We start from the raw sequence: 26289 nt of genomic DNA, 5'->3' as shown, positions 1-26289 counted from the left end.
GGCTGGCCTTAGCCGGTTCGGGATTGCTTGTCATGTTAAGCTTGACTTGGTTGCAGTTGCAACTATTAATCGAGTCGACCAGAGGGAGGAGGACCCGATGACCCGCCATGCGCTTGCCCAGGGCATGATCCGCGCCGCCGGTGGCACGGGGCTGATCGAGGGCTACATGCCCGGCTTCGGCAACGACTTCGAGACCGAGGCCCTGCCGGGCGCCCTGCCCCAGGGCCAGAACTCGCCGCAGAAATGCGCCTACGGGCTTTATGCCGAACAGCTGTCGGGCTCGGCCTTCACCAAGCCGCATCCCGAGCGGACCTGGTGCTACCGGATCCGGCCCAGCGTGAAGCACACGACGCGTTTCACGAAGATCGAGGTGCCGCACTGGAAGTCGGCGCCGCATGTGCTGCCGGATGTGATCTCCTTGGGGCAATACCGCTGGGACCCGGTGCCGCATTCCAACGAGGCGCTGACCTGGGTCACGGGGATGCGGACGGCGACGACGGCGGGGGATGTGAACACCCAGACCGGGATGGCAGCGCATATCTATACCGTGACCGCCTCGATGGCGGACGAGTATTTCTACTCGGCGGACGGCGAGCTTCTGGTGGTGCCGCAGGAGGGGCGGCTGCGCTTCTGCACCGAACTGGGGGTGATCGACCTGGAGCCGAAGGAAATCGCGGTGCTGCCGCGCGGGCTGGTCTACCGGGTCGAGGTGCTGGAAGGCCCGGCGCGGGGGTTCGTCTGCGAGAATTACGGAGTGCCGTTCACCTTGCCGAACCGGGGGCCGATCGGGGCGAACTGTCTGGCGAACCCGCGCGACTTCAAGACGCCGGTCGCTGCCTTCGAGGACCGGGATGCGCCGTCGCGGGTGGTCCTGAAATGGTGCGGGCAGTTCCATGAGACGCGGATCGGCCATTCGCCGCTGGACGTGGTGGCCTGGCATGGCAACTATGCGCCCTACAAGTATGATCTCAGGACCTATTCTCCGGTCGGGGCGATCCTGTTCGACCATCCGGACCCGTCGATCTTCACCGTGCTGACGGCGCCTTCGGGGCTGGAGGGGACGGCGAACATCGACTTCGTGCTGTTCCGCGAGCGCTGGCTGGTGGCGGAGAATTCGTTCCGGCCGCCCTGGTACCACAAGAACGTCATGTCGGAGCTGATGGGCAATATCTACGGTATCTATGACGCCAAGCCGAAGGGGTTCGTGCCGGGGGGGATGTCGCTGCACAACTGCATGTTGCCGCATGGGCCGGACCGGAACGCCTTCGAGGGGGCGTCGAATGTGGAGCTGAAGCCCGAGAAGCTGGACGAGACGATGAGCTTCATGTTCGAGACCCGTTTCCCGCAGCACCTGACGGAATGGGCGGCGAAGAATGCGCCGTTGCAGGACGATTACATCGACTGCTGGGTGAGCCTGGACAAGAAGTTCGACGGGACGCCCGGGATCAAGTGAGCAAGCGGGGGCCAGCCCCCGCACCCCCGGGATATTTGCACAAAGATGAAAGAGGGCCGATGCCGCTTCTTCGTTCATGGGTCGACAGCGCCAATGCGCCGGACCAACCGTTTCCGCTGAACAACCTGCCCTGTGGCGTCTTCTCGCGATCCGGAGAGGAGCCGCGCTGCGGGGTGGCCATCGGCGACTTCGTGCTGGACGTGGCGGGGCTGGAGGAGGCGGGGCTGCTGGCGCTGCCGGGCGCGCCCCTGCTGGACGTGCCCTACTGGAACGAACTGATGGAGGCGGGGCCGGAGATCTGGGCGGCCTTGCGGGCGCGGCTGGTGGAGATGCTGGCGGAAGGCTCGGTCGAGCGTGCGACGGTGCAGCCCTGGCTGGTGCCGCTGGCGGGGGTGGAACTGCACCTGCCCTTCCTGATCAGCGAATATACCGATTTCTACGCCGGGCGGCACCACGCCACCAATGTCGGCACCATGTTCCGGGGGGCGGAGAATGCGCTGCCGCCGAACTGGCTGCATATTCCCATCGGCTACAACGGGCGGGCGTCCTCGGTCGTGGTCTCGGGAACCCCGGTGCGGCGGCCCTGGGGGCAGGTCAAGGGGCCGGACCATGCAATGCCCGCCTTCCAGCCAAGCCGCCGCTTCGACATCGAGCTGGAGCTGGGCGCGGTGGTCGGGATGCCCTCGGACGGGCCGGTGACGGTGGCCGAGGCGGATGCGATGATCTTCGGCTATCTGCTCTTGAACGACTGGTCGGCGCGGGACATCCAGGCCTGGGAATATCAGCCGCTGGGGCCGTTCCAGGCCAAGGCGACGGCGACGACGATTTCGCCCTGGATCGTCATGAAGGCTGCGCTGGAGCCGTTCCGCTGCCCGACCCCGCCGCGCGAGGTGCCGCTGCTGCCGCATCTGCAAGAGCCGGGGCCGATGCTCTACGACATCGCGCTGGAGGTCGGTCTGGCGCCGGAGGGGGGCTGCGAGACGGTGATCGCACGCACCAACTATCGCGAGATGTACTATTCCGCCGCGCAGCAGCTGGCGCATCACACCACCTCGGGCTGCCCGATGAACACGGGCGACCTTCTGGGGTCTGGCACCATCTCGGGCCCCGTGAAGGAGTCGCGCGGGAGCCTGCTGGAGTTGAGCTGGGGCGGGAAGGAGCCGATCCCGGTCGATGGCGGCACGCGAACCTTCATCGAGGACGGCGACCGGCTGGTGCTGCGCGGCCGTTGCCGGGGAGACGGCTACAGCGTAGGCTTCGGGGACTGTGAGGGGACAGTCCTGCCAGCCTTGGCGGACCCTTACAGCCGCAACATAAATCTTTGATCAGAAAGGACTTTCCCATGAGACAGATCCGTTACGCCTTTGCCACCGCGATCTGCCTGGCCTTTGGCCCGGCCGCGATGGCGCAGGATGTGCAGGCCCTGGCCGAAGAATATGTCCATATGCCCGAAGTGCAGCAGATGATGACCGAGATGTTCTCACCCGCTTCGATGGCGGCGCAGTTCAAGACCGGGCTGCCGCCGGGCACCGTGCTGACCGACAGTCAGATGGAAAGGATCGGCGCCCTGATGTCCGAGACGATGACCCAGTTCCGCCCGCGGATGGAGGAATTGATGATCGCTTCCTCGGCGAAGCATTTTACCGCGGAAGAGCTGCAGGCGCTGATCGACTTCTACAAATCGGAGCATGGCGCCGCGGTCATGGCGAAGATGCAGCCCTATATGCAGGATTTCATGGGCCAGATGATGCCCGACATCATGACCGCCATGCAGGCCATCCAGGGCGACATCATGACCATCATGAGCACGCCCTGACATGACCAAGGCATTCGCATCGCAGGGCGATCTTGCGGACAAGACGATCAGCTTCACCCAGATCGGCGAGGGGCTCTATGCCTTCACCGCCGAGGGCGACCCGAATTCGGGCGTGATCATCGGCGACGACAGCGTGATGGTGGTCGAGGCGCAGGCCACGCCACGGCTGGCGCAGAAGGTGATCGACTGCATCCGGGGTGTCACCGACAAGCCGATCAGCCATGTCGTCCTGACGCATTACCATGCGGTGCGGGTGCTGGGCGCCAGTGCCTTCAAGGCCCCGCAGGTCATCATGTCGGAGGCTGCCCGGAACATGGTGGCCGAGCGCGGGCAGGAAGACTGGGACAGCGAGTTCCAGCGTTTCCCGCGTCTGTTCCAGGGGCATGAGAGCATTCCCGGCCTGACCTGGCCGACCACCACCTTCAACGGGCGGATGACGGTCTGGCTGGGCAATCGCCGGGTGGACATCCTGCAGCCAGGCCGGGCGCATACGGCGGGGGATGCGGTGATCCATGTGCCGGACCAGAACGTGATGTTCACCGGCGATATCGTCGAGGCGCATTCGGCCTGCTACTGCGGCGACGGCCATTTCGCCGACTGGGCCCCGACGCTGGAGGCGATCCGGGCCTATGATCTGGACGCCATCGCCCCGGGTCGCGGGGATGCGGTGGTCGGGCGGGAGGCCGTGAACGGGGCCCTGGACCGGACCAAGGATTTCGTGGCCAGCACCTACAGCCCGGTGGCGCGGGTGGCGGCCCGCAATGGATCGCTGAAAGAGGCCTGGGAGGCCTGCCGGGCGGAATGCGACCCGAAGTTCAGGGATTATGCGATCTACGAACACTGCCTGCCCTTCAACGTCGCCCGTGCCTATGACGAGGCCCGCGGCATCGCCCATCCCCGCATCTGGACCGCCGAGCGCGATCTGCAGATGTGGGCGGCCTTGCAGGGGTGATCATGGAGGCCCTGGGATATGGCCTTCTGTTCGCAGGGCTTGCGGGGATCGTGGCGGGGGTCATGCTGGCCAACGCGCTTTACCTCCTCACTGCCTTGCGGGCCGGGCTTCTGCGCGAGCTCTTCACCTTCTCGATCTCGAGGCGGTTCGCGGCATTCGGGAAGGTGCATGAGCTGGTCATGACCCGGGAAGGGACGACGCGTCTTGGCCGCCTGGCCAACCGGGCCCTGCAGGTCGGCACCCTCTGCGCCATTCCGGGCGGGCTGCTGCTGGGCCTGAAGGCGCTGTTGAAACCCTGATCCACGGTTTGAGACCATGCCATACGATTACCGCCCGTTCCCCTATACCCCGCCGCCGGGCCTGACGGCCCCGGAGCCGCGGCACAGGGTGGTGATCGTGGGCGCCGGTCCCATCGGGTTGGCGCTGGCCATCGACCTTGCGCAATACGGGGTGGCCTCGGTGGTGCTGGACGACAACGATGTCGTCTCGGTCGGGTCCCGTGCGATCTGCTGGTCGAAGCGGGCGCTGGAGGTGCTGGACCGGCTGGGCGTTGGCCAAAGGTGTGTCGAGAAAGGCGTGGTCTGGAAGGTGGGCCGGACGCTGCACCGCGAGGACGAGGTCTGGACCTTCGACCTGCAGCCCGACCCCGGCCACAAGATGCCGGCCTTCGTGAACCTGCAGCAATACTATGTCGAGGAGTATCTGGTCGCCCGGGCGATGGAGTTTCCGGGGCTGATCGACTTGCGCTGGAAGAACCGGGTGACGGGTGTCCAGCAGTCGGACCATGTGGCGCTGACGGTGGCGACGCCGGACGGGTCATATGTGCTGGAGGCGGAGCATCTGGTCGCCTGCGACGGCGCGAAAAGTGACATCCGCAGGATGATGGGGCTCGACTTCGATGGCGAGCTTTTCGAGGAGCGCTTCCTGATCGCCGATATCGAGATGACGGGGGATTTCCCGTCCGAACGCCGCTTCTGGTTCGAGCCGCCGTTCCATGCCGGGCAGTCGGCGCTTCTGCACAAGCAGCCGGACAACATCTACCGGATCGACCTGCAACTGGGGTGGGAGGCCGACCCGGAGGCGGAGCGGCAGCCGGACCGGGTGATCCCGCGGATCGAGAAGGCCGTGGGGCATGGGGATTTCCGGCTGGACTGGGTGTCGGTCTACACTTTCCAGTGCCGCAGGCTGGCGCGCTTCGTGCATGGGCGGGTGATCTTCTGCGGGGATTCGGCGCATGTCGTCTCGCCCTTCGGGGCGCGCGGGGGGAACGGCGGCTTGCAGGACGTGGATGCGCTGGGGTGGCGGCTGGCCCACGTCGCGCAGGGCGGCGATGCGGCGGTGCTGAACGGCTATGACCGCGAGCGGCAGCATGGGGCGGACGAGAACCTGCTGAATTCCAGCCGTACGACGCGGTTCATGTCGCCCGCGCCGGGGGCCGAGCGGTGGTTCCGCGATGCGGTGCTGGCGCTGGCCGGGAAAGCGGCGTTCGCGCGGCCCCTGGTGAATTCGGGGCGGCTGTCGCGGCCCTGCGTCTATCCGCTGGCGGGGCCGGATCACCCTGCCCTGCCCCTTGAAGCGCGGCCCGGCGCGGTGGCGCCCGATGCACCCTTGGCCGATGGCTGGCTGATCGACCTTTTGGGGCGCGAACCGGTGCTGCTGGCGCTTGGCCAGTCCGCCCCGGAAGGTCCGGGGGTGAAGGCACTGGACCTGCCGGTGACGCCGGAGGTGCGGGCGCGGTATCTGGGCGGTGCGGAGAAGGCGCTGTATCTGATCCGGCCCGACCAGATCGTTGCGGCCCGCTGGATCGACGCCACGCCCGAAGCCATCGCCAAGGCCGCCGCAGATATCTGGAGTGACGCATGAGCCTGATCACCACGCCCAATCTGCGCGATCCCGATGCGGCCTATGCGGCGCTGCTGGCGGCGCACAAGGGGCTGTCCGAGACGGAAAGCCAGGCGCTGAATGCCCGGCTGGTGCTGATCCTGATGAACCATCTGGGCAACGGGCCGGAGTTCGGCGAGGCGTTGGACCTGGCGCGGTCGTCGCGCTAACGGGGGCAGATCGCCCGCCTAGCCATCGGCGGGGCGGGCGACCCGTCCGCGCGCCTTATGACGCCTTCAGCACCCCGCGGTCGATCTGGTCCTGTTCGATGCTCTCGAACAGCGCGCGGAAGTTGCCTTCGCCGAAACCGTCGTCGCCCTTGCGCTGGATGAACTCGAAGAAGATCGGGCCGATCACGGTCTTGGAGAAGATCTGCAGGAGAATGCGGGTTTCGCCGCCATCCACCACGCCCTCGCCGTCGATCAGGATGCCGTGTTTGGCCAGCTTCTCGAGGGGCTCCTCATGCCCGACGACGCGGGTCGTCGACAGATCGTAATAGGCCATCGGCGGCTTCGGCATGAACTTGAGCCCCGCCTCGGCAATCGCGTCGGTGGCGGCGTAGATGTCGTCGGTGCCGACGGCGATGTGCTGGATCCCCTCGCCCTTGTAGCGCTTGAGGTATTCGACGATCTGGCCGGTCTCGCCCCGGTCCTCGTTGATCGGGATGCGGATGCGGCCGCAGGGGCTGGTCAGCGCGCGGGAGTGCAGGCCGGTGAACTTGCCCTCGATGTCGAAGAAGCGGATCTGGCGGAAGTTGAAAAGCTTGCCGTAGAAATCGAACCAGGTGTCCATGTTGCCACGATGGACGTTGTGGGTCAGGTGGTCGAGATAGTGGAAGCCCACCCCGCGCGGCTTCGCGGGCGCCACCCAGTCGAATTCGGCGTCATAGGGGTTTTCGGTGCCGTAGCGGTCGGTGAAATAGATCAGCGAGCCGCCGATGCCGACAATGGCGGGCAGGTCCAGCGCCCGGTCCTCGGCCAGATAGGGTTCCGCCCCGTTCGCCACCGCATGGGCGAAGGCGTGGGCCGCATCGGCCACGCGCCAGCCCATCGAGGGAGCGCAGGGGCCGTGTTCCTCGACGAAGCGGCGGGCGTGGCTGCCGGGCTCGTCGTTCAGGATGTAGGTGATGTCGCCCTGCTGCCAAAGCTCGATGGCCTTGCGCTTGTGGCGGGCAGTCAGGGCATAGCCCATGCGGGTGAAGAGCGCGCGCAACTCGTCGGGGTTGGGATGGGCGAATTCGACGAATTCGAACCCGTCGGTCCCCGCCGGGTTTTCGGCCGAGATCACGGCACGGGGGGCATTGTGGGGAAAGGGTCCCATGGTCTTCTCCTCCGGGTAAGGCTGGTCTGCTTCAGAATGCCACAGCCAGCCTGCCGAAGGCGCGCATGTTTTGGCTTATCTCGCCGCTCTCATGCGTCATTTTCTTGCCTTATGAGTAATATGCGCAAGGATGACGCATGATCGACGAAACCGATTCCCGCCTGCTCTCTGCCCTTCAGGCCAATGCCCAGATCACCGCACAGGAGCTGGGCGAGGTGCTGAACCTGTCCGCCAGCCAGGCCGCCCGCCGCCGTGCCCGGCTGGAGGCCGAGGGGCTGATCACCGGCTATGCGGCCCGGCTCTCGCCCGAGCGGCTGGGCCTGACGGTGCAGGCCTTCGTCCAGGTCCAGATGGCCGCCCATGCGCCGGAGACCGCCAAGTGCTTTCTGCGCCTGATCGCGACCCTGCCCGAGGTCGTGGCCTGCTGGACCCTGACGGGCGAGGCCGACTATCTGCTGCGGGTCTGGTGCGCCGACCTGCCCGCGCTGAATGACCTGATCCACCACCGGCTGCTGCCGAACCCTGCGGTCGCCCGGGTGCAAAGCCAGATCGTCATGGCCCAGCCGAAGCCCGACTCCGGCCTGCCGGTCTGAGCGCCCGGCGGGAACCGTTTGCCGTCCCGCGCCATTTCAGTCACGTCCACAATCCGATGCGAACCAGAAGGAGGAACGAGATGTCCTATGTCGATGGTTTCCTGATCCCGGTCTCGGACAGCCGCAAGGAAGAGTACCGCGCGCATGAAGAGAAATGGTGGCCCTCGTTCCGCGACAAGGGTGCGCAGTCGATGACCGTTTGCTGGGGTGACGATGTGCCCGCGGGCAAGCAGACCGACTTTCGCCGCGCGGTCGATCTGCAAGAGGGCGAGTCAGTCGTCCTCTGCTGGATGATCTGGCCGGACAAGGCGACACGCGACAAGGCCTATGCCGACATGATGGCCGATCCGAACATGGAGGGGGTGGAGATGCCCTTCGACGGCAAGCGGATGGTCTGGGGCGGCTTCCAACCGATCCTCGAGGTCTGACGCCCCTTCTGGCGCTTCCCCTTGCGCGCGGGTCAGGCTAGAACCCGCCGGGACCAAGGGGAATGCGCCATGCCGATGGAAAAGACCTTCAACGCCGCCGAGGCCGAGGCCCGGATCTCGAAGCTCTGGCTCGACGCCAAGGCGTTCAAGGCGGGGGCGAATGCCAAGCCCGGACGCCCGGCGTTTTCGGTGATGATCCCGCCACCGAACGTCACCGGCAGCCTGCACATGGGCCATGCGTTCAACAACACGCTGCAAGACATCCTGACCCGCTGGCACCGGATGCAGGGCGACGACACGCTCTGGCAACCGGGCACCGACCATGCCGGGATCGCCACGCAGATGGTGACGGAACGCGAAATGGCGAAGGAGGGCAACGCCACCCGCCGCGAGATGGGACGCGAGGCGTTCACGCTGAAAGTCTGGGAGCAGAAGCGGAAATCGCGCGGCACGATCATCGGCCAGCTGCAGCGGCTGGGGGCGTCGTGTGACTGGGACCGCGAGGCTTTCACCATGTCGGGCGCGCCCGGTGCCCCCGCGGGCGAGGAGGGCAACTTCCACGATGCGGTGATCAAGGTCTTCGTCGATCTCTACAACAAGGGGCTGATCTATCGCGGCAAGCGGCTGGTGAACTGGGACCCGCATTTCGAGACGGCGATCTCGGACCTGGAGGTGGAGAGCATCGAGGTGCCGGGGCATATGTGGCACTTCAAATACCCGCTGGCCGGGGGTGCGACCTACGAATATGTCGAGAAGGACGCCGAGGGGAACGTGACCTTCCGCGAGACGCGGGACTATATCTCCATCGCCACGACGCGTCCCGAGACGATGCTGGGCGACGGCGCGGTGGCGGTTCATCCATCGGATGAACGTTACGCGCCAATCGTCGGACATCTTTGCGAAATTCCGGTGGGGCCGAAGGAACACCGCCGGTTGATTCCGATCATCACCGACGAATATCCCGACCCGGCCTTTGGCTCGGGCGCGGTGAAGATCACCGGGGCGCATGACTTCAACGACTATGCGGTGGCCAAGCGCGCGGGCATCCCCTGCTACCGGCTGATGGACACCCGCGCGCAGATGCGCAGCGACGGGGCGCCCTATGCCGAGGCGGCGACAGTGGCGCAGCAGATGTCGCGGGCCTGGCTGGTGGCCAAGGGCTATGCGACGCCGGGCTTTGCCGAGCAGCCGTTCACGCTGTCCGAGGCGGAGGTCGATGCGCTGAACCTGGTGCCGGACGACCTGCGCGGGCTGGACCGCTACGAGGCGCGGAAGCGGGTGGTGGAGCAGATCACGGCGGAAGGGCTGGCGGTCACTTACCTCAACAAGTCCGTCGACAAGGAGACCGGGGCCGAGCATCTGGAGCGGCTCCCGTTTGTCGAGGCGAAGCCGATCATGCAGCCCTTCGGCGACCGGTCCAAGGTGGTGATCGAGCCGATGCTGACCGACCAGTGGTTCGTCGACACCGCGAAGATCGTGGACCCGGCGCTGGAGGCGGTGCGGACCGGCCGGACCAGGATCATCCCGCCGAGCGGGGAGAAGACCTATTATCACTGGCTGGAGAATATCGAGCCCTGGTGCATCTCTCGCCAGCTGTGGTGGGGGCATCAGATTCCGGTGTGGTATGGGCCAGCGGACAACCACCTAGAAGGACGGCGCAACGGATTTCCCGACGGAGACTTCACCGTTCCTTTCTGCGCGTCGACGTTTGAAGAAGCCGCTGAACTGGCAAAGAGACACTACAATGTAGCTCGGGCGGTTCAGGAGGATTTCACTCCGGGAAGTTCGTTCGGACATTACGGAGCCGACGAATACTGCGGTCAGCTGTCGGAGGGTAAGTCCGAGACCGATGCAGCCGACTTCGTATGGCTGCGCCGCGATCCCGACGTCCTCGACACATGGTTCTCCTCCGGTCTCTGGCCGATCGGGACGCTCGGCTGGCCGGAGCCCACGGAAGAACTGAAGAAATACTTCCCCACCTCGGTCCTTGTGACCGGGCAGGACATCCTCTTCTTCTGGGTCGCCCGGATGATGATGATGCAGCTGGCGGTGGTGGACGACATCCCCTTCCGCACCGTCTACCTGCACGGCCTCGTCCGCGACGCCAAGGGCAAGAAGATGTCGAAGTCCTTGGGCAACGTCATCGACCCGCTGGAGATCATCGACGAATACGGCGCCGATGCGCTGCGGTTTGCCAATGCGGCGATGGCCTCGCTGGGGGGGGTCCTGAAGCTGGATACGCAGCGGATTGCGGGGTATCGGAACTTTGGCACCAAGCTCTGGAACGCCTGCCGCTTTGCCGAGATGAACGGGGTCTGGGAGGGTCATGCGACCGGCCCCGCCCCCTTGCCCAAAGCCACCGCGAACCGCTGGATCATCGGCGAGACGGCGAAGACGCTGGCCGAGGTAAACGCGGCGCTGGAGGACTTCCGCTTCGATACCGCGGCGGATGCCCTCTACAAATTCGTCTGGGGCAAGGTCTGCGACTGGTATGTCGAATTCGCCAAGCCGCTGTTCGATGGCCCCGATGCCGCCGAGACGCGGGCGACGATGGCCTGGGTGCTGGACCAGTCGATGATCCTGCTGCATCCCTTCATGCCCTTCATCACCGAAGAGCTGTGGGGAACGACCGGCAAGCGGGAAAAGCTGCTGGTCCATACCGACTGGCCCGACCTGCCCGCATCGCTGATCGACCGGGCGGCGGAGGCGGAGATGTCCTTCGTCACCACGCTGATCGATGACATTCGTTCTGCCCGCGCGCAGGTGCATGTGCCGGTGGGGCTGAAGGCCGATCTGGTGGCGACCTCGCTCACCGACGAGGCGCGGCGGGCCTTCCAGCGCAACGAGGCGCTGATCAAGCGGCTGGCTCGGGTGGACACCATGACCGAAGACCCGGCGCCCAAGGGCAGCATCGCGGTGGCGGCGGAAGGGGCGGCCTTCGCGATTCCCCTTGCCGGGCTGATCGACGTCGCCGTGGAGAAATCCCGTCTGCAGAAGGGTCTGGACAAGCTGGCGAAAGAGATCGGCGGGCTGAAGGGGCGCCTCGACAACCCGAACTTCGTCAGATCCGCGCCGGAGGATGTGGTGATGGAGGCGACCTCGAACCTGGAGGCGCGGCAGGAGGAGGCATCGAAGATCAGGGAGGCCTTGGCCCGACTGGGGGACCTGGGATAGGTGCGGGGGTAGGGAAATCCGCCCCAAGCCTTTCCGGGGCTGATGCGTCAGACTGATGCCAACCCGGAAAGGACCCCGACATGCGCCTTCTCATTTCCGCCCTCGCCCTTCTTGCCTGCACCGCCACGGCGGCCCTGCCCCATTCCGAAGAGCCGCTGCCGCAGATCGTCCTGACGGGCGGCGAAGGGCAGATGGTCCCGGACAGCGGAGTTGTCCTGCTGCTGACGAAAATCGATGACCAACGCTGCCCGGCAGAGGTCGATTGCTACTGGGAAGGCATGATCCGCGCCGAGATCACGGTGACCCCGCCGAAGGGCGAACCGGTGCAGATCGTGTTGTGCAACCTGTGCGACGATGGCGAGCGCAGCGCCACGGTGGCGGGCCTGACGCTGACGCTGATGAGCCTTGCGCCGTCGATGGAGGAGTTGGCGAAATATGCCCGCCCGCCGCTGCTGACGGATTACGAGCTGACGGTGGCCTATCAGACCCTGCCTTGACCCTAGACGGGACGCCCCTTGCGCCGCCCGCCGCCGCGATCCACCTTTGTGCTGGAGGTGACGCATGTCCTGGCTGTCGCGGCTGGCGGAACGCCAGATCCAGAGGGCCCGGCTGAAGGGTCAGCTTCAGGGGCTGGAGGGCGAGGGCAAGCCCCTGCCCGACCGCCCGGGCGACGCCTTCGTCTCGCCGGGCGACGCAGTGGGCTTCCGGATCATGGCGCAGGCGGGTGTCTTGCCCGAGGAGATCGCGCTGAAGAAGCAGGCGGCGGCGCAGCGCGCTGTGCTGGCCGGGCTGACCGACGAGACCGAGCGAAAGGCCGCGATGGCCGAGCTTGCCCGGCTGGAGATGCTGCAGGCCATCGCCGAGGAAGCGCGCCGCACGTTCCTGCGCTGACCGGGCCGCGCAGAGCCAGAAGGCGCCGCAGACCGGCATATGCGCTGGGAAGCTTTTTCTGACCGGTAATGGTTTGGGGGGCCTCGCGGAATGGCCCGCAAGGCCCCCCTCCCCGAACCTCCCCCGAGGGGAGGGAGGCCCCAGCCGATCATGACACCGGGCCACGAAGGGATTGGCGCATTGCCGTCAGAAAAGGGGGCAGCCCGAAGACCGCCCCCTTCCGGTCACAGGATCATTCGATCATCGTGGTCGGCCGCGGCGTGCCAGCGGTTTCCGCAGGCAGGACCGGCAAGCTCACCTGCGGCATGGTGCCGGTGAGGCTGTTCAGGAAGGCCACGATCTGCGCGGTTTCCTCCGGCTTCAGGCTTTCGCCCAGCTGGCTTTCCGCCATGATCTCGACCGCGACGCTGAGGTCCCAGACCTTGCCCGAGTGGAAATAGGGCGCGGTCAATGCGATGTTGCGCAGGGGTGCAGCGCGGAAGACGTATTCGTCCGACGCGGTTTCCGTGACCTTGAAGCGGCCCTTGTCACCTTCGGGCAGAACTTCGGCACCGGGCTTCTCGACCAGACCGAAGGGATAGTAGCCGTGCCCGCCGACGTTCACGCCCGAATGGCAGCCGGAACAGCCCTTGTCCATGAAGAGCGCAAGGCCCGCCTTGGCGTCGGCGCTCAGGGCATTGTCGTCGCCGTTGAGATAGGCGTCGAAGGGGGCGGGCGTCAGCAGCGTCGCCTCGAAGGCCTCGATCGCCTTGGCCATGTTGTCGAAGCTTACCGGATCGGGCTGGTCGGGGAAGGAGGCGGTGAACCAGGTAACATAGTCGGGCATCGACTTGAGCGTGGTCACCACATTGTCGGGCGTGTTCGCCATTTCCACCCCCGCCTGCACCGGCCCCTTGGCCTGAGCGGCAAGGTCATCGGCCCGGCCATCCCAGAACTGCGCCTCGTTCAGGACGGCGTTCAGCGCTGTCGGCGCGTTGCGCGGCCCCTTCTGCCAGCCGTGGCCGACCGAGGTCTCCATGTTGTCGTCGCCGCCGGTGGTCAGGTTGTGGCAGGAATAGCAGGAGAAGACGCCGGAAGCCGAGAGCCGCGGATCGAAGAACAGCGCCTTGCCGAGGGCGATCTTTTCGGGCGTGACGATGTTGTCGTTCAGCGCCGGCAAGGTCGATGGCAGGGGCTTGAATTGCTCCACCGCCGCGTCGTGCAGGGCGTCGGCAGCAACAGGCCCGGCAAGGGCCGTCGTGACAGCAAGAACAAGGGTGAATGACCGCATGGCAACCTCCGTTTACGGGTCGAAAGGGCTATGACGCCATTTTCGCAGCTGCGGCATTTCCGGCCATGATTTAGATCAATTCTAATTCCATGGCGGTGCGGCAGGCGGTCGCAGAACGCCGGTCCCGCCGCTGCGCGGCCCCTTGCGAAGCCCTCCGGCGCGTGCCAGCTTTCGCGCATGAGCCGGTTCCTTACCCCCCACGCCGCTGAGCTGCCCTCCACCGTCCCCTTCACCGGGCCCGAGACGCTGGAGCGCCGGACCGGCGTTCCCTTCCGTGCGAGACTGGGGGCGAACGAGTCGCTTTTCGGCCCCTCGCCACAGGCGATCGCCGCGATGGAGCGGGCAGCGCGGGACGTCTGGATGTATGGCGACCCGGAGAACCATGACCTGAAGCAGGCACTTGCGGCGCATCATGGCGTGACGCCCGGCCATATCGCCGTGGGTCCGGGGATCGACGGGTTGCTGGGGCTGGTCTGCAGGTTGACGCTGGGGCCCGGAACGCCGGTGGTGACGAGCCTTGGCGCCTATCCGACATTCAACTTCCACGTCGCGGGCTACGGCGGGGTCCTGACCCGGGTGCCCTACAAGGGCGATCACGAAGACCCGGACGCGCTGGTTTCTACCGCCAGATCCACCGGCGCGCGGCTGATCTACCTGGCGAACCCGGACAACCCGATGGGCAGCCACCACCCCGCTTCGGTGATCGAGGGCATGGTCGCCACCCTGCCCGAGCAGAGCCTCTTGATCCTGGACGAAGCCTATGCCGACCTTGCCCCGCCGGGCACGGTTCCGGCCGTTCCGGCGGACCACCCGCAGGTGATCCGGATGCGGACCTTCTCGAAAGGGTACGGTCTGGCGGGGGCACGGGTGGGCTATGCGATCACCAACCCCGAGCTGGCTTTGGCCTTCGACAAGGTGCGCGACCATTTCGGAATGGGCCGGATTGCCCAGGCCGGGGCGCTGGCCGCGTTGCAGGATCAGGGCTGGCTGCGAAGCGTGCAGGACCGGACGGTCGCGGCGCGCACGCGGCTTTCGGCCATTGCCCTGGCAAACGGCTTGGCCCCCCTGCCCTCGGCCACCAACTTCGTGACCGTGGACTGCGGTCGGGATGGCGACCACGCGCGGAGGGTGCTGGCAGAGCTTGGGAGGCTTGGGGTCTTCGTCCGGATGCCGGGGGTCGCGCCGCTGGACCGCTGCATCCGCATCAGCCTGGGCGACGATGAGACGCTGGATATCCTTGAGGAAGCCCTGCCCCTGGCGCTGAAGGCCGCGGGCTGATCACTCGGCGGCGAGGTCGGATTTCGCCGGGCCGACCGCCGGGGCATTGCCGGGCATCGGCGCCTCGGCCGGGCCAAGGCGCGGGATGGTCGGGATGGGTTCCTGCAGCAGAAGCCGGGCGGTTCCGGGCGCCTCGACCGGCAGCGAGTCGATCGCGCGGCGGAAGACCAGCACGTTCTGGAAGGTGCTTTTCGTGCCGGTCAGGCCGACGCGTTCTTCGCAAGGCAGCGTATCGGCGCGGACATAGTCCCAACCCTCGGCGCCGAGCTGGTTCATCAGGCTGGTCAGCGCCAGCGCGAAGCGTTCCTCGGTGGTCTTGACGCCGCGGGCCTTCTCGCCCCGCTTCGGGGCGGGAATGACCTTGAACTCGAAACGCTGCATCGGGCTTCTCCCGTCCTGTTTGGCGGGATGCATAGGGGATTCCGGGACTTTGCGCAAATCACGCCGAGTTTTTCCGGCAGAACCGCGCCTGCGTTGCAACAGCCAGGGCCTTAAAGCCCCAGCTTCGCCGCGACCAGTGCGTTCACCGTGGCCGGGTTGGCCTTGCCGCCGGTGGCCTTGATGACCTGGCCGGTGAACCAGCCCGCGAGCTTGGGGTTGGCCTTGGCTTTCTCCACCTGCTCGGGGTTGGCGGAGATGATCTCGTCCACGGCCTTCTCGATGGCGCCGGTATCCGTGACCTGCTTCATGCCGCGCGCCTCGGCGATCTGCGCCGGGTCGCCGTCTTCGGTATAGACGATCTCGAACAGGTCCTTGGCCATCTTGCCGCTGATCGTGCCTGCGGCGATGAGGTCGATGATCCCGCCCAGCTGCGCGGCCGAGACCGGGCTTTCGGTGATGTCGTGGCCTTCCTTCTTCAGCCGCCCGAAAAGTTCATTGATAACCCAGTTCGCGGCCATCTTGCCGTCGCGGCCCTTGGCCACCTCGTCAAAATAGCGCGCCGCATCGAGTTCGGCAGTCAGGACGTTGGCGTCGTAGTCGGTGAGGCCGTAGTCGGCCATGAAGCGGGCCTTCTTGGCATCGGGCAGTTCCGGCATGGCGGCATGGATGCCATCGACCCAGGCCTGCTCGATCTCCAAGGGCAGGAGGTCGGGGTCGGGGAAATAGCGGTAGTCATGCGCCTCTTCCTTCGACCGCATCGACCGGGTCTCGTTCTTGTCGGGGTCGTAGAGGCGGGTTTCCTGCACGATGCTGCCGCCGTCCTCAAGGATGGCGATCTGGCGGCGGGCCTCATAGTCGATGGCGGCCTGGATGAAGCGCATCGAGTTCATGTTCTTGATCTCGCAACGCGTGCCGAGATGCGAGAAGTCCTGGGTCGCCTGATATTTCTCGTACTGGCCGGGGCGGCAGACGCTGACGTTCACGTCGGCGCGGAGGTTGCCGTTCTGCATGTTGCCATCGCAGGTGCCGAGGTAGCGCAGGATCTGGCGCAGCTTCGTCACATAGGCCGCGGCCTCCTCCGGCCCCCGGATGTCGGGGCGGGAGACGATCTCCATCAGCGCGACGCCGGTACGGTTGAAATCGACGAAGCTGAGGTTCGGGTCCATGTCGTGGATCGACTTGCCCGCATCCTGCTCCAGGTGGATGCGCTCGATCCTGACATGGCGCGCGACGCCGGGGGCCATTTCCACGATCACCTCGCCCTCGCCCACAATCGGATGATAGAGCTGGGAAATCTGGTAGCCCTGCGGCAGGTCGGGGTAGAAATAGTTCTTGCGGTCGAAGGCCGAGGTCAGGTTGATCTGCGCCTTCAGCCCCAGCCCGGTGCGCACCGCCTGTTCCACGCAGAATTCGTTGATCACCGGCAACATCCCCGGCATCGCGGCATCGACGAAAGCGACGTTGGAATTGGGCTCGGCCCCGAAGGTGGTGGAGGCGCCGGAGAAGAGCTTGGCATTGGAGGAGACCTGCGCATGGATTTCCATGCCGATGACCAGCTCCCAATCCTGCTTCGCCCCGGCGATCACCTTGGGCGCGGGCGCGATATAGGTCAGGTCGAGCATGGGTGCCTCCGAAAGCGGTCTTGCGGCCGGGTTTAGGCCGCAAGGCGCGACAGGGCAAGGGGGCGGGGCAAGAGGAGGCGTCAGGTCCGTCGCACCAGGGTGCCAAGGCCCTCGCCCCGCCGCACGATCCGCGCGCCCCGCTTCAGCGCGGGACCGAAGACCTCGGCCATGGCGAAGGCCAGGCTTTCGGAGGACCGGGTCCAGCAATCCATCTGGATTTCGCGCAGCCGGTTCCAGAGCACATCCGAGAGCGCGGCACGCGTCTTGGTCAGCTGCCAGGCGGCATCGGCGCCGTCCTTGCGGAAGTCCATCGCCATGCCCGACAGAAGGTTCGCCGCCTGGTTCGCGCGGTGCTGGCAACCAGTGACGATCTGGTAGTCGTGCAGCGCCTCCAGGAAGAGCTCCAGATCCACGGTCGGCGACAGGTCGCCCAGCGCCTCGGCGGCGGCGATGTGGAACACGGCGTAAGAGGCCTTGGCGGTGACGCCATCGGTCAGGCGGACGGAACGGCGGGCCTCGCGCTCAAAGGCGGAAAGCGAGCCGTACCAGCCGGGCAGCATGTTCACGGAATGGGCGGCGTGGGCGGCGGCATCCTCGGGGTCGAGGTCGACCCAGTCCTCATACCATTCGCGTGCGACCGCGCCGCCATCCTCGATCCCCGGGACCAGGCCGTAGCGGGTTGCGGCGAGCAGCGGCGACATCTCCTCGATCGGGTCGAAAAGAGTGACGAGGGTTTCGGCGCGTTCGAAATGCACCGCGCCTTCCGACCAGACCTCGCGCGACAGCTGCCCCTGCGGCGCGGCCTTGCGCCGGGCATTGGCGAAATCGACATGGGCCTGGGCCACGATCTGCGCGGCGCAATAGTCGTCGGGGTTGCGGTCGTAGATGCCTTCCAGCGCCTCGATCTCGGCCGAGGCGGTGGTCCAGTCCTTTCGCGAGAGCGCGGCGGCCAGGCCTGCGCGCATCCCCTCGCCGATCAGCGGCGCGACGCGGTGCCCGCCCGAGGCCATCACCCGCTCCTGGTCGGTATAGCGCAAAGCCTCCAGCAGATCGGCCCATTCCCCGGCGGCGGCCATCGCGGCATGGTCGTCGCGGATGCACTGCCATTCGGTCTTTTCCGCCCCGAGCCGCATCACCGGCACGTCGAGCCGCCCCAGCACCTGGTCGACGGTCAGGCCATCCAGAAGCTCGGCCCCCTGACCGCGCGCCGACCGCAGCAGGGTGGCGTCTTCTTGCTGACTGCGGCCCGCGCGGGTTTTCACGTGCATCAGTGACGGTGTAACTAGCATCCGATCGCCCTCCGGGCAGTTTCTGACTGCCACGGTCGAACCCTGACCTTTGATCAGGGCGAAAAAAGGGAAATGCAGTGAATTTCGGGTGACGACGACATGCCTAACCGCGTGATTTTGGGAATGTTTGCAGCGGCTTCGCTTGCCGCCTGCGTGAATACCGGCTCCCAGGACAGCATGTCCTTCGTGGCGCCACCGATGCAATGGGACCACCATCCCGAGGGCGTGGAGTGGACCGAATCAACCTTGGTGGCGGTGTCAACCAAGGATCCGCAGCTGTCCGAGCGCATTCCCGCCGACATCGAAATCTGGTGTCCGGGCTATTCAGAAGCCAAGGTCGAAGAGCGCCGCGCCTTCTGGACCGGGCTCCTCTCGGCAGTCGCGCGATACGAAAGCACCTGGAACGAAAAGGCCTCGGGCGGCGGTGGGCGCTGGATCGGGCTGATGCAGATCGACCCCCGCTCGGCGGCAAGCTACGGCTGCGAGGCGACCTCGGCCGGCGCGCTGAAGGACGGCGAGGCCAATCTGGAATGCGCGGTCGAGATCATGTCGCGCCAGGTCGCCAAGGATGGCCTCGTGGCCGGGGGCGGCGACCGGGGGATCGGTCGCGACTGGGCGCCGCTTCGCAGCAGCGAGAAGCGGGCGGCGATGGCGGCCTGGACCCGGGCGCAGCCCTATTGCCGGGCGGCCTGAAGCCGGTCAGCTGATCCGGTAGAGCGCGGCAATCTCGTTCAGCGCCTCGCGCTGGCGGGTCGAGACCACGCCATCACGCCCTGCCGCCGCCACATCCTTCAGGACCGCCATCAAGGGCTGGAAGCTGTCGGCCCCCCGCAGCTTGTACAGCCTGCGCGCCATGCGGCTCAGCCCCGGTTGCGCGCCCCCGCATTCGCCCACCAGCCAGCGACCCAGGATAAGCGCCTCTTCCGCCCGGCTCGTGCTTTGGCCGAGGTGCCTTTGCAGGCTGACCACCAGCTGGTCGTGCTGTTCCGAGGACGGCAAGCCGCCAAGTTCCAGGAACGCGATCCCCGCGCCGGCTATGGCGACATCAGGGTCTTCCAGGGCTTCGACCGGATGGACATTGGCCCGCCGGCGAAAGCCGAAGCGACGGGCCGCCGACATGACGTCCTGCGCGACGCCGGTCAGCTCGCGCGCGGCATCGGCGGCAGTTCTGGCCCTTTGCATCCAGAAATAGGCGCCGATCACGATCCCGATCAGGGCAACGACATAAGGCATACCATTTCTCCACCACCAGGTTCCACATCGGCCCACGGAGCCGGTGCAGAGTCAACGCCGATCTAGCCCGCCGCGAGCATCCGTTCGACCATCTCTCGCAGGTCGCCCGAGAGGCCGGACGCGGCGAGCATCCGGTCCAGTTCGGCCTTCGCCAGCCTGCGCCGGGCCGCGTCATAGCGCGGCCAGGTCTCGAAGGCGGTCGACATGCGCGAGGCGGTCTGCGGGTTCAGCGGATCGAGCTTCAGCAGCCAGTCGGCGACCAGCTTGTAGCCCGCGCCGGAACGGTGGTGGAAACCCGGATGGTTCGCCGCAAGCGCACCGATCACCGTGCGGAAGCGGTTGGGGTTCTTCCAGTCGAAGCCCGGCGTCTGGATCAGGCGGGCGGTCAGCGCGGCAGCTTCACCCGGTTCGGCCGTGGCGATCTGCAGGGCATACCACTTGTCCATGACATTGGCGTCGCGGCCCCAGCGGGCGGCGAAGGCTGTCAGTTCCCTCTCGCCCTGATGCACGTCCAGAAGCGCCGCCAAGGCGCCGATCTCTTCGGTCATGCTGCGCGCGCGGGCGAAGGCCGAGGCGGCAAGCTTGCCGCCATCGCGCCGGGTGAGAAGTTGCAAAACGGCGATCTTCAGCGCCCGGCGCCCGGCCTGCGCGGCCGAGGGCGAGAAAGGCGCGTTATCGTCCAGCTCCTTGTAAAGACGATGCAATCCCTCGCCCAGGCGGATCGCCAGGGCGCCTGCCATCTCGCGCCGGGCGGCGTGGATCTTGGCGGGATCCGGGATGCGGCCCATGGCGTGGATGGTCTGGGCAAGGTCGTCCTCGCCCGGCAGCCGCAGGCAGAGCGCGCGGAAGGCAGGGTCGAGCGTGTCGTCGAAGGTGACGGCGGCAACCGCGTCCAGCCAGTCCGACCGGACCGGCGTGCCCTTCAGCACCATCTCGGCCATCACCTCTTTCGCCAGCGCCCGGCCCGCCTCCCATTTGTTGAAGGGGTCGGTGTCATGGGCCAGAAGGAAGGCGCGTTCGCCGGGGGCGGGTTTGCGGTCGAGCACCACGGGGGCCGAGAAGCCGCGCAGGATGGACGGGACCGGCTTCGCCGCCAGCCCTTCGAAGCGGAAGCTCTGCTTCGCCCGCGTCATCTCCAGCATGATCGTCGGCACGATCTCGTCGCCGTTCGGATTGAGGAGTCCGACCTTGATCGGGATCACCTTCGGCTGCTTTTCCGGCTGGCCGGGGGTGGGCGGGTTCACTTGCGTGAAGCTCAAGGTGTAGACACCATCGTCCCATGTGTCGGTGACCTTCAGACGCGGGGTGCCGGCCTCGGAATACCAGAGCTTGAACTGCGACAGGTCGCGGTCGGTCGCATCCTCGAAGACCTTGAGCCAGTCCTCGATCGTGGCGGCATCGCCGTCGTGGCGGTCGAAGTAGAGGTCGAGCGCGCGTTTGTAGCCGGTGTCGCCGACCAGCGACTTCAGCATCCCGATGACCTCGGCGCCCTTCTCGTAGACCGTGGCGGTGTAGAAGTTGTTGATCTCGACGAAGCTTTCCGGGCGCACCTGATGCGCCAGCGGCCCGGCATCCTCGCGGAACTGGCGGGCGCGAAGGGCCACCACATCCTCGATCCGGCGCACGGCGGCCGAGCGCATGTCGCCGGAAAACTGGTGGTCGCGGAAGACGGTCAGGCCCTCTTTCAGGCACAGCTGGAACCAGTCGCGGCAGGTGATGCGGTTGCCGGTCCAGTTATGGAAATACTCATGCGCGATGATCGCCTCGATCCGGGCGTAGTCGTCATCCGTGGCGGTTTCGGGGCTCGCCAGCACATAGCGCGAGTTGAAGATGTTCAGCCCCTTGTTCTCCATCGCGCCCATGTTGAAATCATCGACCGCGACGATGTTGAACACGTCCAGATCGTATTCCCGACCGTAGACCTGTTCATCCCAGCGCATCGAGCGGATCAGGCTGTCCATCGCATAGGCGCAGCGGTCCTCGTCGCCGGGGCGGACCCAGATGTTCAGCGCGACCTTGCGGCCCGAGGCGGTGGTGAAATCGGCGGAATGGGCGCGCAGATCGCCTGCGACCAGCGCGAACAGATAGGCGGGTTTCGGCCAGGGGTCATCCCATTCGGCCCAGCCTTCGCCGCTGGCGGTGGGGTTGCCGTTCGACAAAAGGACCGGAAGATCGGATTCGATCCGCACCTTGAAGCGCGACATCACATCGGGGCGGTCCGGATACCAGGTGATCTTGCGGAAGCCCTCGGCCTCGCACTGGGTGCAATACATGCCCTTGGACATGTAGAGGCCTTCGAGCGCGGTGTTGGCATCGGGCGCGATCTCGACCTCGGTTTCCAGCGTGAAGGGGCCGTCGGGCAGGTCCTTTGCCGGAAGGGTCAAGGATTGGCTGTCGATCTGCGGCGCGACCGGCTTGCCATCGACTGTGCAAGACAGGTGCTTCATCCCCTCGCCGTCCAGCCTCAGGTCGTTCCGCCCGGGCCGTTCGGGGTTCGGGCGCAGGGCCAGCCGGGCGATGACCCGTGTTGCGCCGGGGGCGAGGCGGAAGGTCAGGTCCACGCTGTCGACGATGTGGCTGTAGGGCTGGTAGTCGGCGAGGTAGACGGTCTTCTGCTCGGTCATTGCAAGCTCCCTTTCCGTCCGAAGCTACGGCCCTTCGCCGCGGACGCAAGGGGGACCGTGCCGGTCGTTTGCGGGTTTACGAATCTGCGGCGGCGGATACATCTGTGTTCCATGAATGTTCTTGTCTGGTTCCGGCGCGATCTGCGCGTCCACGACCATCCGGCGCTGACCCTGGCGGCAGGGATCGGGCCGGTGCTGCCGGTCTATGTGGTGGATCCGGAACTGTGGTCGCAACCCGATACCTCAGCCCGGCAATGGGCGTTCGTGGCGGAAAGCCTTGCGGGCCTGCGCGAGGATCTGGCGGGGCTTGGCGCGCCGCTGGTGCTGCGGGTCGGCGATGCGTTGCAGGTGCTGGCGGGGCTTTGCCGGCGGCATGGGATTTCAAGGATCGTCAGCCATGAAGAGCCCGGGACATCATGGACCCAGGCCCGCGACCGACGGGTTGCCGCCTGGGCCAGTGATGCAGGGATCTCCTGGACCGAGCTGCCGCAGCCCGGCGCGGGATGCGCGGCCTGCCCTGCCCTGCCCGCCCCGGCGCTGCGCGGCATCGCGGGGGCGGAACCGGGTCTCATCCCCTCGGCCCGCGCCTTGCGGCTGGCGGCGGACCCCTGCCCGCACCGCCAGCTCGGGGGCCGCGCGCGGGGGCTGGAACTGCTGGACAGCTTCCTGACCCAGCGGGGTGAGTCTTATCGGACGGCGCAAGCCTCCCCCCTCGCCACGGAACGCGCCTCGTCCCGCCTGTCGCCGCATCTGGCCCATGGCACCCTGTCGCTGCGCGAGGTGATGCAGGCGACCGCCGCGCGGCAGGCCGCGCGACCCGGCAGGCGCTGGGGCGGGTCGCTGGCCCGCTTCCAGACCAGCCTCGCCGCGCGGGAGAGGGGCATTGCGGCCCCGAACGCGGAAAGGGCCGACCCTTTCACCCTCGCCCACGCGCAACCCGATCCGTTCGATCCCGCCCGGCTGGCGGCCTGGTCGAATGGCGAGACCGGCCTGCCCTTTCTCGACGCCTGCCTGCGCTATCTGCGGGCGACGGGCTGGCTGAACGCGCGGCTGCGGGCGATGCTGGTCTCTGTTGCCTGCGGACCCCTGTCGCTGGAGGAGCAGGCCGTGGGGGCACATCTGGCGCGGATGTTCACCGATTATGACCCTGCGCTCCACTGGCCGCAGGTGCAGGCCGGGGCTTTAGGCAGCTCGCCCAGGCTGTGGAACCCGGTGCGCCTTGGGCGGGAACTGGACCCGGAGGGCGCCTTCACAAGGGCCTGGCTGCCGGAACTGGCTCCGGTGCCGGACGCCCTTCTGCACGACCCCTGGCGCTGGCCCGAGGCGCGACGGCGGCTGGCGCACCGTTACCCGGAGCCCGTCGTCGACCTTCAGTCCGCCGAGCGGGAGGCCCGCGCGCGGCTGCGGCAGGCCCGCCTGTCGGCAGGCTTTGCGGAAAGGCCGGGCGGGCTCGTCCGCCGGTCGGGCACCCGGCGGCACCCGAGCGGACAACTCTCCCTGCCCCTCTGATCCGCTTGACGCACAGCGCGCGGCGCCCTTACTATACGATCATTCAACAAGGATGTCCCGATGCCCCGCGACCCCCGCTACGACATCCTGTTCGAGCCCGTGCGCATCGGCCCGGTGACCGCCCCGAACCGCTTTTACCAGACCCCGCATGCCACCGGCTTCGGCTGGCAGCGCCCGCAGTCCGGGGCGGCCCTGCGCGGGGTGAAGGCGGAAGGCGGCTGGGGTGTCGTCTGCACCGAATATTGCTCGATCCACCCGTCCTCGGATGACAGCCCGCATGCCTTCCTGACGCTCTGGGACGACGAGGACATCGCACCCTTGGCCCTGACTGCCGAGGCCATCCACGCCCACGGGTCGCTTGCCGGGATCGAGCTGTGGCACGGCGGCGGCCATGCCGCGAACCGGATGACCCGGGTGCCGGGGATCGCGCCGGATGTGCAGCCCGCGCTTTACCACCTGCCTGCGACGGCCCGGGCGATGGACCTGTCGGACATTCGCACCTTCCGGGGCTGGCAACGCGACGCGGCGGTGCGGGCGAAGCGGGCGGGGTTCGACATCGTCTATGTCTATGCCGGGCACGACTACCTGCCCTTCCAGTTCCTGTCGCGCCGCACCAACCACCGGGGCGATGCCTATGGCGGGTCGCTGGAGAACCGCGTGCGGCTTCTGCGCGAGATGATCGAGGATACCAAGGACGCGGTCGGCGACGCTTGCGCCGTGGCAGTGCGGCTGGCGGTGGACGAGTTGCATGGTCCGGAAGGGATCACCTCAGCGGGCGAAGGGCGCGAGATCATCGCCATGCTGGCGGAACTGCCGGACCTTTGGGACGTGAATGTCGCGGGCGCCCTGGGCAATGACTCGCGGTCGGCCCGGTTCTCGGCGGAGGGGTTCCAGGAAGAGAACGTCGCCTTCGTGAAGGAGCTGACGACGAAGCCGGTGGTGTCGGTCGGCCGCTTCACCTCGCCCGACCAGATGGTGTCCCAGATCCGGCGCGGGGTGCAGGACTTCATCGGCGCGGCGCGGCCCTCGATCGCCGATCCGTTCCTGCCCGCGAAGATCCGCGAAGGGCGTGAGGACGAGATCCGCGAATGCATCGGCTGCAACATCTGCCGGGCGGCGAACAACGAGGCGGTGGGCCTGCGCTGCACGCAGAATCCGACGATGGGCGAGGAATGGCGTCGCGGCTGGCATCCGGAGCGGATCGCCGTGTATCCGAAACAGGAAAAGGCGCTGGTGATCGGCGGCGGCCCGGCGGGGCTGGAGGCGGCGCTGACCCTGGGCCGGAGGGGGCTGGAGGTGACGCTGGCCGAGGCGGGGCAGAGCTTCGGCGGGCGGCTCTTGCACGAGGCCACCCTTCCCGGCTTGCAGACCTGGATGCGGGTGCGCGACTGGCGGCTGCACATGATCGGGAAGCTGCCGAACGTCTCGCTGTTCCCGGCCAGCCGGATGGGTGCGTCGGATGTGGCGGAGTTCGGGGCGGATCATGTGGTGCTCGCGACCGGGTCACGCTGGCGGCGGGACGGGGTGGGCGTCTATGCGATCCGGGCGGGGGAGTTCCCGCTGGCCCTGACGCCGGAGGATGTTTTCGCAGGGGCGGCGGTCGCGGGGCCGGTGGTGGTCTATGACGACGAGCATTATGTCATGGGCGGCGCGCTGGCCGAGAAGCTGGCGGCCCAGGGGCATGAGGTTCACTATGTGACCACGGCCCCGGTCGCCTCTTCCTGGACGGTGATGACCAACGAGCAGGACTTCCTGCAAGCCCGGCTGATCGAGGCCGGGGTGGCGATCCACCCGCTCAAGGCCTTGAAGTCGCAGGGAAACGGGGCCGTCACCCTGACCTGCGTCTATGCCGGCCGCGAGGAAGCTCTGCCCTGCGGCACGCTGGTCCTCTGCACCGGGCGGCTGCCCGACGGCGCGCTGCGGGACGACCTGAGCGCGCAAGGCATTGCCGCCACCCGGATTGGCGACTGCCTCGCGCCCTCTTCCATCGCCGATGCGGTCCATTCCGCCCACCGCCACGCCCGCCTCTTGGGCGAGCCAGACCTGCCCCCGCGCCGAGAGCGCGCGCCCGAAAGGAGCCTCTGATGCGCCAGCGCCGCCCGGCCAGAAGCCCGAACGCCATCCCCCAGCGCCCGTTCGGCCAGGTGCCGCGGCTCTATGATCCGATCCGCGTCCTCAGCGACGACCAGGTGGAGGCGATCCATCGGGCGGCGCTGACGCTGCTGGCGACGCAGGGGATGCGCGTGTTGAACGGTACCGCGCTGGATCATTTCCGCCGCGCCGGGGCCAAGATCGACGGGCAGATGGTCTACCCCGACCCCGGCCTGATCGAGGAACGGCTGGCCACCGTCCCCCGGACCTTTACCATCGCCGCGCGGAACCGCGCCAAGGACCTGCGCTTCGGGGCCAACGACATGGTATTCTCCAGCGTCGGCGGGCCCGCTTATGTGATGGACCTCGACCGGGGCCGCCGGGATGGCACCTTGCAGGACATGCAGGATTTCCTGCGCCTGTGCCAAAGCCTGAACGTGATCCAGCAGGAATCCGGCGGGCCGCTGGAGCCGATGGACCTGCC

The 26289-nt window shown here is 67.0% G+C and carries 24 protein-coding genes; 17 read left to right on the top strand and 7 right to left on the bottom strand.

Annotated elements, in window-relative coordinates:
* Nucleotides 1-97: 97 nt before the first annotated feature.
* The 7 genes from hmgA to V7Q39_RS04945 are packed head-to-tail and all read left to right on the top strand — an operon-like array spanning nucleotide 98 to nucleotide 6272.
* Nucleotides 98-1453 (top strand): homogentisate 1,2-dioxygenase, encoded by a 1356-nt coding sequence (gene hmgA, locus V7Q39_RS04975; protein ID WP_333815449.1) that lies wholly within the window; start codon nucleotides 98-100, stop codon nucleotides 1451-1453.
* 59 nt (nucleotides 1454-1512) lie between these two features.
* On the top strand, nucleotides 1513-2778 hold the full coding sequence (gene fahA, locus V7Q39_RS04970) for a fumarylacetoacetase (protein WP_333815448.1): 1266 nt from the start codon (nucleotides 1513-1515) through the stop codon (nucleotides 2776-2778).
* A gap of 17 nt (nucleotides 2779-2795) precedes the next feature.
* Nucleotides 2796-3269: a DUF2059 domain-containing protein gene (locus V7Q39_RS04965; protein ID WP_333815447.1), complete on the top strand. Its 474-nt coding sequence runs from the start codon at nucleotides 2796-2798 to the stop codon at nucleotides 3267-3269.
* Between the two features lies 1 nt (nucleotide 3270).
* Nucleotides 3271-4221, top strand: coding sequence for an MBL fold metallo-hydrolase (locus V7Q39_RS04960; protein WP_333815446.1), 951 nt, complete (start codon nucleotides 3271-3273; stop codon nucleotides 4219-4221).
* A gap of 2 nt (nucleotides 4222-4223) precedes the next feature.
* The gene (locus tag V7Q39_RS04955) at nucleotides 4224-4520 is read left to right on the top strand and encodes a hypothetical protein (protein ID WP_333815445.1); all 297 of its coding nucleotides are present in this window, start codon (nucleotides 4224-4226) and stop codon (nucleotides 4518-4520) included.
* Between the two features lie 16 nt (nucleotides 4521-4536).
* Entirely contained in the window at nucleotides 4537-6084 is a 1548-nt protein-coding gene (locus V7Q39_RS04950) for an FAD-dependent oxidoreductase (RefSeq protein WP_333815444.1), read from the top strand.
* Complete coding sequence (locus V7Q39_RS04945) at nucleotides 6081-6272, top strand: DUF2783 domain-containing protein (RefSeq protein ID WP_333815443.1); 192 nt, start codon at nucleotides 6081-6083, stop codon at nucleotides 6270-6272. The genes V7Q39_RS04950 and V7Q39_RS04945 overlap by 4 nt, the downstream gene beginning before the upstream one ends.
* 55 nt (nucleotides 6273-6327) lie before the next feature.
* On the opposite strand, the gene hppD is transcribed toward V7Q39_RS04945, so the two are convergent.
* Complete coding sequence (gene hppD / locus V7Q39_RS04940; protein WP_333815442.1) at nucleotides 6328-7422, bottom strand: 4-hydroxyphenylpyruvate dioxygenase; 1095 nt, start codon at nucleotides 7420-7422, stop codon at nucleotides 6328-6330.
* 137 nt (nucleotides 7423-7559) lie between these two features.
* On the opposite strand from hppD, the gene V7Q39_RS04935 reads away from it, so the two are divergent.
* The 5 genes from V7Q39_RS04935 to V7Q39_RS04915 all read left to right on the top strand — a co-directional run bounded on the left by V7Q39_RS04935 (nucleotide 7560) and on the right by V7Q39_RS04915 (nucleotide 12508).
* Entirely contained in the window at nucleotides 7560-8015 is a 456-nt protein-coding gene (locus V7Q39_RS04935; RefSeq protein ID WP_333815440.1) for an Lrp/AsnC family transcriptional regulator, read from the top strand.
* A gap of 80 nt (nucleotides 8016-8095) precedes the next feature.
* A complete protein-coding gene (locus tag V7Q39_RS04930; RefSeq protein WP_333815439.1) occupies nucleotides 8096-8443 on the top strand; it encodes a DUF1428 domain-containing protein in 348 nt (115 codons plus the stop codon).
* A gap of 69 nt (nucleotides 8444-8512) precedes the next feature.
* Entirely contained in the window at nucleotides 8513-11617 is a 3105-nt protein-coding gene (locus V7Q39_RS04925; RefSeq protein WP_333815438.1) for a valine--tRNA ligase, read from the top strand.
* 80 nt (nucleotides 11618-11697) lie between these two features.
* Complete coding sequence (locus tag V7Q39_RS04920; protein WP_333815436.1) at nucleotides 11698-12114, top strand: hypothetical protein; 417 nt, start codon at nucleotides 11698-11700, stop codon at nucleotides 12112-12114.
* A 64-nt stretch (nucleotides 12115-12178) separates the two neighbouring features.
* Complete coding sequence (locus V7Q39_RS04915) at nucleotides 12179-12508, top strand: J-domain-containing protein (RefSeq protein ID WP_333815434.1); 330 nt, start codon at nucleotides 12179-12181, stop codon at nucleotides 12506-12508.
* A gap of 232 nt (nucleotides 12509-12740) precedes the next feature.
* Here V7Q39_RS04915 and V7Q39_RS04910 read toward each other — a convergent pair whose 3' ends face one another.
* Nucleotides 12741-13778: a cytochrome-c peroxidase gene (locus V7Q39_RS04910; protein WP_333815433.1), complete on the bottom strand. Its 1038-nt coding sequence runs from the start codon at nucleotides 13776-13778 to the stop codon at nucleotides 12741-12743.
* Nucleotides 13779-13955: 177 nt separating this feature from the next.
* On the opposite strand from V7Q39_RS04910, the gene V7Q39_RS04905 reads away from it, so the two are divergent.
* Nucleotides 13956-15056 (top strand): pyridoxal phosphate-dependent aminotransferase, encoded by a 1101-nt coding sequence (locus V7Q39_RS04905; protein WP_333815432.1) that lies wholly within the window; start codon nucleotides 13956-13958, stop codon nucleotides 15054-15056.
* On the opposite strand, the gene V7Q39_RS04900 is transcribed toward V7Q39_RS04905, so the two are convergent.
* From V7Q39_RS04900 to V7Q39_RS04890, 3 genes are all read right to left on the bottom strand, one after another.
* Nucleotides 15057-15437 carry a DUF4177 domain-containing protein gene (locus tag V7Q39_RS04900; protein ID WP_333815430.1) on the bottom strand — a complete coding sequence of 127 codons (381 nt, stop codon included), beginning with the start codon at nucleotides 15435-15437 and terminating at the stop codon, nucleotides 15057-15059. It lies immediately after the preceding gene.
* Between the two features lie 110 nt (nucleotides 15438-15547).
* Nucleotides 15548-17059, bottom strand: coding sequence for an Asp-tRNA(Asn)/Glu-tRNA(Gln) amidotransferase subunit GatB (gene gatB / locus V7Q39_RS04895; protein ID WP_333815428.1), 1512 nt, complete (start codon nucleotides 17057-17059; stop codon nucleotides 15548-15550).
* Nucleotides 17060-17139: 80 nt separating this feature from the next.
* Nucleotides 17140-18327: a hypothetical protein gene (locus V7Q39_RS04890; protein ID WP_333815426.1), complete on the bottom strand. Its 1188-nt coding sequence runs from the start codon at nucleotides 18325-18327 to the stop codon at nucleotides 17140-17142.
* A gap of 144 nt (nucleotides 18328-18471) precedes the next feature.
* Here V7Q39_RS04890 and V7Q39_RS04885 point away from each other — a divergent pair, with 144 nt between their 5' ends.
* A complete protein-coding gene (locus V7Q39_RS04885) occupies nucleotides 18472-19041 on the top strand; it encodes a transglycosylase SLT domain-containing protein (protein WP_333815425.1) in 570 nt (189 codons plus the stop codon).
* A 6-nt stretch (nucleotides 19042-19047) separates the two neighbouring features.
* Here V7Q39_RS04885 and V7Q39_RS04880 read toward each other — a convergent pair whose 3' ends face one another.
* Together V7Q39_RS04880 and pepN are read right to left on the bottom strand one after the other, a co-directional pair.
* Nucleotides 19048-19581 carry a hypothetical protein gene (locus tag V7Q39_RS04880; RefSeq protein ID WP_333815423.1) on the bottom strand — a complete coding sequence of 178 codons (534 nt, stop codon included), beginning with the start codon at nucleotides 19579-19581 and terminating at the stop codon, nucleotides 19048-19050.
* Between the two features lie 62 nt (nucleotides 19582-19643).
* A complete protein-coding gene (pepN, locus tag V7Q39_RS04875) occupies nucleotides 19644-22205 on the bottom strand; it encodes an aminopeptidase N (protein WP_333815421.1) in 2562 nt (853 codons plus the stop codon).
* 111 nt (nucleotides 22206-22316) lie between these two features.
* Here pepN and V7Q39_RS04870 point away from each other — a divergent pair, with 111 nt between their 5' ends.
* From V7Q39_RS04870 to V7Q39_RS04860, 3 genes are all read left to right on the top strand, one after another.
* The gene (locus V7Q39_RS04870; protein WP_333815419.1) at nucleotides 22317-23714 is read left to right on the top strand and encodes an FAD-binding domain-containing protein; all 1398 of its coding nucleotides are present in this window, start codon (nucleotides 22317-22319) and stop codon (nucleotides 23712-23714) included.
* Between the two features lie 60 nt (nucleotides 23715-23774).
* The gene (locus V7Q39_RS04865; RefSeq protein ID WP_333815417.1) at nucleotides 23775-25799 is read left to right on the top strand and encodes an oxidoreductase; all 2025 of its coding nucleotides are present in this window, start codon (nucleotides 23775-23777) and stop codon (nucleotides 25797-25799) included.
* The coding region (locus V7Q39_RS04860; protein ID WP_333815415.1) for a trimethylamine methyltransferase family protein at nucleotides 25799-26289 on the top strand (491 nt) is incomplete at its 3' end. The genes V7Q39_RS04865 and V7Q39_RS04860, both read left to right, overlap by 1 nt.

Source organism: Tabrizicola sp. (assembly GCF_036781545.1).
Taxonomy (GTDB): Bacteria; Pseudomonadota; Alphaproteobacteria; order Rhodobacterales; family Rhodobacteraceae; genus Tabrizicola.
The sequence above is the reverse complement of the archived record's forward strand: the minus strand, read 5'-3'. Positions and strand labels throughout refer to the sequence as shown.